Annotated in this window: 2 protein-coding genes and 1 pseudogene; all 3 read left to right on the top strand. The window is 60.4% G+C overall.

From position 1 onward, the window contains the following. Positions 1–286 (top strand): annotated as a pseudogene (locus tag H5U08_RS16170) (hypothetical protein); the annotation flags it as partial. 118 nt (positions 287–404) lie between these two features. Further along, entirely contained in the window at positions 405–1,712 is a 1,308-nt protein-coding gene (locus tag H5U08_RS16165) for a tetratricopeptide repeat protein (RefSeq protein ID WP_297035393.1), read from the top strand. Continuing rightward, on the top strand, positions 1,709–2,290 hold a 582-nt coding region (gene lptE / locus H5U08_RS16160), incomplete at its 3' end, for an LPS assembly lipoprotein LptE (protein WP_297035390.1). The genes H5U08_RS16165 and lptE, both read left to right, overlap by 4 nt.

Raw genomic sequence — 2,290 nt, 5'->3', positions numbered from 1 at the left:
CACGCCGACAGGGGCACATGCCCGGCAGGAATACTATTTTTCGCTGCTTGACGGGGGTGTGCTGTGTGGGCGGTGTCGGCCGGGAAAACGCGGCGTCGTCCTCGTGCCTTCCAGTGTCATCGAGGCGATGGATGAACTTCGGGGAAAAACACCACAGGACGTCGGCTCGTTACAGATCGCACCCAATATAAGCGGTCAACTGCGCGGCCTGTTGGGACAGTACGTGTGTCACCTTTTGGGCCAAAGGCCACGGATGCATGAATACCTGGGATTGTCCGGCCGATAGGGCCACAATCGCAAACGGAGTTGCGCAGGCTGTGCGGAGCACCGGCCGGGGGCTTTTTCTGCCTGTGTTGGTGCTCTTTGTGGCCGGGGCGCTTTTCTCGGTGGCCGGATGCCGAAGCATGCTCGAACTGCCGGATCGAGCCAAGCGGTCGGGCTACGATCCCCAGCAACCGGTGGAAGAGGGCTGGCTTTTCCGCAGCATCATGGGACGAGAGGAATCGCCCGCCACGACATCACAGCCGTCCACCGCGGTCTCGGCCGCGGCGAATCAGAATCAATCCACCGGCCAGAATGCACAGGGAAACGTGCAGCAGACCACGGCCAGCGGATCGCCCGTTCAACCCACATCGGCGACCGAGCCCACCGGCGAACCGCTTCCTCCCGCCGATGCCGATACTGTCATTGTGCCCCGGTCAGACGAGGAAAAAGACGAGGAAGAAGACTTCATCCTTTTTGAAATCCCCAAGCGGTTGGGCAAACTGTTTCAGCCAAAACGCGACGAATCCCTCGCCCGTGCTCTCTATCAGGAGGGGGCCGAGCTCTACCGTCGCGGACAATATGAAGAGGCGGCCGCCAAGTTCAAAAAGGCCGCCAAACACTGGCCCAATTCGCCCCTCGAAGAGGATGCCCTTTTCATGGCGGGCGAGTCGTACTTCTTTGCCGATCGCTATCCCCAGGCGGAAAATGCCTATCTCGAGCTGCTCAAAAAGTACGAGTTTACCCGCTATCTGGACATCGTTTCCAAGCGGGAATTCGCCATCGGACGGTACTGGGAACAGGTGGAATTGTCACGCCCGTCGATGCTCGGCCTGGTTCAGTGGGGCGACAAGACCCGCCCTACATTTGACACGTGGGGCCGGGCGATCAAGGCCTACCAGAACGTTCGCCTTTACGACCCTACAGGCCCCCTGGCCGACGATGCGGTGATGGCCACCGCCAACGCCTATTTTCTCAAAGGGCGATACGAGGACGCCGCCTATCATTACGATCTCCTGCGAAAAGATTATTCGCAGAGTGAACACGCGGTGAATGCCGCACTTCTGGCCATCAAGGCCCATGAGTTGTCCTACCAGGGACCGCTCTACGACGGCACACCCCTGGAAAAAGCGGAGCGTGCCGCCGACGAGCTGCTCACCGTCTATCGGGATCGTCTGGGCTCCGACCGGGAAGAAGTCCTGCGTGCCAAAAACGAAATCACCGAGGAAAAGGCCATGCGATATTTCGCCATCGGCCAGTATTACGACAATCGCCATTACTACGGAGCCGCCCGGTATTACTACCGGGCCACATTACGGGAGTTTCCCCACACCAAGGCGGCCGTCCTGGCGGCGGAGCGCATCCGGCAGATTGACGGCCTGCCCGACAAGCCCCCCAATCGTTTCAAGTTTCTCACCGATCTTTTCGAAAGCAACAAGGAAGAGCCATGAAGGGCTGGCATTTCTTCTCTCGCGAGATCCTCGGCCGCGCTTGGCGGCCAAGCCGTGATGATGCCGGCGTCGGCGGGCTGTTTCGCGTGGGGACTTCGCCGCTCGTGCTTGGGTTCGCTCTCCTGGGAATGCTGCCGGCGGTGGTGGGCGGATGTGCTGGCTATCAGGTGGGAAATGCCCAGCTTTATCGGTCGGACATCCAGACGGTCTATGTGCCCATGTTTCAATCGGCCAGCTTGCGCCCGGGTTTGGGAGAAAGGCTGACAGAGGCCGTCATCAAAGAGATCGAACTGCGCACCCCGTACAAGGTGGTGGGTTCACCCGAGAAGGCGGACAGCATCCTCACCGGGCGGATCGTCTCCGAAACCAAGCGCACGGTGGTCGAGAACCCGTACGATGACCCCCGCGAAATCGCCACGCGATTCCAGGTGGAAGTGCAGTGGATTGACAATCGGGGGCGGTCGCTCACAGCAGAGGAAACGGTTCCTGTGCCGCCGGAACTGACGAGCGTGGTGGCGGAAGCGACATTTGTTCCTGAAGTGGGCCAGTCGCTTGCCACGGCCCAGCAGGCGGCCATC

This window comes from Thermogutta sp., from assembly GCF_014359955.1.
GTDB lineage: Bacteria > Planctomycetota > Planctomycetia > Pirellulales > Thermoguttaceae > Thermogutta.
The sequence above is the reverse complement of the archived record's forward strand: the minus strand, read 5'-3'. Positions and strand labels throughout refer to the sequence as shown.

Bases quoted from the DNA above. Each gene is read 5' to 3' on its own strand.
- H5U08_RS16165 (WP_297035393.1), top strand. From the start codon at position 405: ATGCTCGAACTGCCGGATCGAGCCAAGCGGTCGGGCTACGATCCCCAG.